This window comes from Candidatus Schekmanbacteria bacterium (assembly GCA_003695725.1).
In the GTDB taxonomy this organism is placed as follows: domain Bacteria; phylum Schekmanbacteria; class GWA2-38-11; order GWA2-38-11; family J061; genus J061.
Window position 1 is genome coordinate 1 of sequence record RFHX01000150.1, and the last position, 4,369, is coordinate 4,369.

The 4,369-nt window shown below is 34.7% G+C and carries 3 protein-coding genes; 1 reads left to right on the forward strand and 2 read right to left on the reverse strand.

Annotated features, from left to right (window positions below; translation table 11 throughout):
• On the reverse strand, nucleotides 1-420 hold a 420-nt coding region (locus tag D6734_05940), incomplete at its 3' end, for an LptF/LptG family permease (protein ID RMF95231.1).
• Between the two features lie 199 nt (nucleotides 421-619).
• Here D6734_05940 and D6734_05945 point away from each other — a divergent pair.
• Complete coding sequence (locus D6734_05945; protein ID RMF95232.1) at nucleotides 620-988, forward strand: hypothetical protein; 369 nt, start codon at nucleotides 620-622, stop codon at nucleotides 986-988.
• Nucleotides 989-1,003: 15 nt separating this feature from the next.
• On the opposite strand, the gene D6734_05950 is transcribed toward D6734_05945, so the two are convergent.
• Entirely contained in the window at nucleotides 1,004-4,354 is a 3,351-nt protein-coding gene (locus D6734_05950; GenBank protein ID RMF95233.1) for a hypothetical protein, read from the reverse strand.
• Nucleotides 4,355-4,369 lie beyond the last annotated feature (15 nt).

Sequence of the window (4,369 nt, forward strand, 5' to 3'; positions counted from 1 at the left end):
GATTTTGCCTCTTATGGTATATCCATATTCTTCATATTTTTCGTTTGTATAGGGAAGGACCATTTCATTTACTGCGAAAAGGAAGACTGAAAAAATAATGCCTAATATAACTATCGGGAATAGAAAACGATAAGGACTTATTGCGCTCGATGTAATTGCTACTATTTCATTGTTTGCAACAAATTGTCGGACAGTCAATAGTGATGCAAAAAGAAGTGTGAAAGGAAATATATTAAAAGCCATAAAGGGAAGTTTGTAAGCATAATATTTGATTACTACTGAAATGGGGACAGAATGTTCTATAATGTCGTCCACTCTTTCAAAGAGGTCGATTATGAAATAAATAGCCACAAAAGCAAGCAAGGTAGTTGCCAAAGACTTTAAAAATTCTCTAATTACATATCTGTCAATAATACGCATATGGATAATTTTACAATATATGGTTGTTTAAGTTGGGTCTTCTTTTAAATTCTTTGATGCAATCTGTCAATAAGAGACCATCTAAAGAAGAAAAAATCAATTGATAGAATTTACAATGTTGTGTGAACTTTTTAAACAAATGTTCTAATATCATATAGAAGTATATGAAGTATTGAAATTATAAAAAGGGAGGAGTCAAATGAATCGAAAAGCTTTCGCATTAGGGGTCATCGTTTCAGTTGTTGCTGTTTTCATCATTACGGCTTGTGTCCCTGTCAGGGTTTTAAATCGAAATTTTGATTCAACTTATGTTTTTCTAAAATTCAGCCCTGAAGATGCCTATAAAGGAATTAAGAAGGGGGATATTAAAGGGAAGATATTTGTTGATGACGCCTATTTGCCTCCGAGATATTGTTATCGGGACGAAGGAAGAGTATCGAGATTTATAATTGTTACTCATGGCAAACATAAGCTGACAATCGATGTTGACGGTTATAAGAGATGGGAGAAAGAGATATTTTTTTCAGGCAGATATTTGAAGTTGAATGTTGAGCTTGAGAAGGAGTAAGTTTTTAAAAATAGGTCAATCCATTCTATTTGTTTTTTGAGAAAGAGGGATTATTTTATATTTTGATCTTTTTCTTCTCAATTTGAAACGGTATTTGTTGCTCTTGCCGTAGATAGTTTTTATTTTCATAAAATCTTTGAGTGTTTTTTTGTGATTTGTGATAGTTAGATAGAAGTATATTTTATTATTGGTCCAACCAATTATATGAGCAGTGCTTCTTTTTGTCTTTAGCTTACCCTCTTTTTCTCCAAAGTAATTTCCTGTGAGAAGAAGTATGCTTCCAGCTTTACTCCTTTTTGGGCTAATATCTTTGATTTGAGGAATGACAGGAATGATGGCAATTTTTTTGGGATTGCTTTTACCCTTTGGAGTTGAGACCGATATATCAGCACTTCCTGCAGGAATCCCCCATGGAATCTTAAGATGAATTGTATTGTCTTTCCAATCAACGATATAACATTGAATATCATTTATAAATACCTTGCTGTAATTTCCATCGCCGAATCTCATACCATATAAAATTACCTCATCCATATATTTTGCCGAAGACGGGGATAGGGATGTAATTTCAGGCCCTATTTTCAAAGGACGGTTATTAGTGCTTATTTCAACATTTACAGGAATCTTAATTTGATTTTTTGCATTTGATGAAGGAGAACGAATGATGAAGTTAGCTGTATAATTGCCATAGGAAAATCCAGTAAAATCCATTACAGCTTTTATTTCTTTATTGCCTGTACCGGATGATGGTTGGAATGTAGCCCATCCAACATCAGATACAACCTCCCAGTCAAGTATGCCTCCATTCGTGTTTGTTATCATCAGAGTTTCGGTGACAACTCTACTGTCGTCATTGTAAACAATGATGTCTAATTTCTGTTTATCACTTTCTATTTCAGGTATTTCATTGGGGTTTGCCAGAAAGAAACTTGACGGATTACTGAGACCACAGTCATTCTTGATTCTGAAAAAGCCTCTTCCACTAACTTCGGGTAGATAGAATGTAATGGAATAATCATTCCAAGAATTGGGAGTAATCAGTACTTTTTCTTTCTTGACTTTAAACCAAAGATTCCCTTCAACATAACTGTTTGTTAAATCTTTCCCTTTAATTGTAATCAAATCTCCCGGATTGCCAGATATGGGGGTAATTTCTTTAATCGATGGCAAAGCGCAAAGGGAAAATGTAACAGGAATCACAACTTCAGGAAATTCTCCTGTAGGTGATTTTATATGTATATCTGCTGTACAATCCTGAGGTGGAAGGTTTGTTTTATCTAACATAATGAAAACAGATGATGGTGTAGTGCCCTTTGATGGATATAAGTTGATCCAATAAGGATAGAAAACGATGTTTGGTGATTTGAAATCTATTTCAGATGCCCATTCTACCGTCTTTCCTCCAAGATTTTTTATTTCAAGTTTTTGATATGGCGGATTTAATAGTTCACTATGTTCTTTACTCCATAAATAGTCAGAAATTTCTATTTTATGGATATTTGTAGTTATGACGGTTTCCCCGTATACATTCAAGGTGATAGGAATATTTTGAAAACTGTTTAGCTGTGAAGAGGATATCTCTATTGTATCTGTATAAATACCCGGCGTCAGGACTTCTGCATCAACACTTGCTGTAATAATAGCTTCTCCTGTCCCGGAAGATTGGTTGAGGTTTAAAAAAGTTGAAGAATGGTTTGCTACCCAATCATATCCCTGATTGCCATTGAATGAAATTTTAAGCTGTTGACCTGCAGTAGATTGATTCCCTTTTACATACTCAAAATCCAATCCGAGAGGAGAAACAGATAATACCGCGTTTGTAGAGGATATTACGAAATTGAATGATTCCGCAGGTGAGGTTTTATTGCCAACTGAATTTTCCGCTCTGATAGAAATAGTATGAGTCCCATTGCTGAGATTTGGTGTCGAAATTGTAAACCCTTCAATATAGCCATTGAATTTACCGTCATAGCTCGAAGCTTTCAACCAACTTCCATTGTCGATTTTATATTCAACAGAGGAAATAGTATTGATTGTGATTATCTTATTTTCTTCAAGTTGGCCGGGATTTTTATTAGTAACTATTAACGGAGAGACTTTTGCAGTGCCTGAGACACTTATCGATGGATTTGTAAAAATTGTATTCGCCAAAGGAGTGATGTTGATGGATGGAAAAGTATCGAGTATATCAGGAATAGAGTCTCCATCGGAATCTCTGATGCCAATATGCCCTTGAGTATAGATACACACATAGGGACGTACTGCTGAATACATTATGCAATTGTCGATTCCACAACCATACGCATTTCCATTTTCGACTTTTAAATATCCTGACCTCCATTCGCAATAGCCTTTCGTATTATATATACCTACATTTTCATATTCGGCATAAAAGACAAAGGCAAGGTCTCTTCTAATTTCTTCAGTTAATATGAGAGAATTTCTTTCACTAAAAATAACGACATAAGGACCTCCAGGCATTGCATAACTAACACCACCTTTACCTCTGCTTCTATCGATGTAAAAAACTGTGACTGCCCAATTTGTCTCATATTTGTGGCGAAGGTCATTGTCAAATTGTCTTACCTGCGAATCAAAATCATCAGCGCTGCTGCCTTCATAGCCAAGAGAATTCATTATTTTATAACCATTGATGAATTTATTATATTCTGAAAATTTCGGTTCTTCAGGAGTAGGCACTTTTATATTGAAATCATAGGTAAAAGAGAGATTGGATTTATCAGGCGCCTGTTGAATCCACCAATCTATTCCTTCCTGTACGGATGTTATGACTTTATCGATTTCTGCCTGTGTCCAGTCTTCGGTGTGTCCGTCGCTTTCAGGTAAGATTACGCCGATTGCTATACTTCCTAACATAAATTCACTGGTATCATTGTCAGTTGCACCATAGGGTATATAAGGAGAATCTGAAGAAGAGTTGGCTGAGTTATAAGTTAAAGTAGATGTTGAATTTTTCTTACTGTAAACCTTCGGGGCAATGTCAGAAGTTAACAGATTGCCTTTATCTTCCTCTATTGAGAAAATTGAATCATTCTTTTTTTTACAATAGTTCAAATTCCAAATTTTTATGGCAATATTTAGCTCTTGGTCATCAATATTTCTGTATGCTTTTTCTGATGCTTCCTTCCTAAAAATTTTTGTATTCGGGAAAAGACTTAAAAGTTTTTTTTCTGAATTGAATGATACATATCCAATAAATGCTTTTGGAGGGAATCTGTGATATGCTTTGATTCCGATAGATTCAATTTTTTTAATTGTGCTATTGAAATCGGCAATGCTTCTTTTATCTAAAATTACCAGAGCATTGCTTTGCTTTTTTTGTCCACTGTCATAAGCATATCTCAATCTTATGCTTATGAC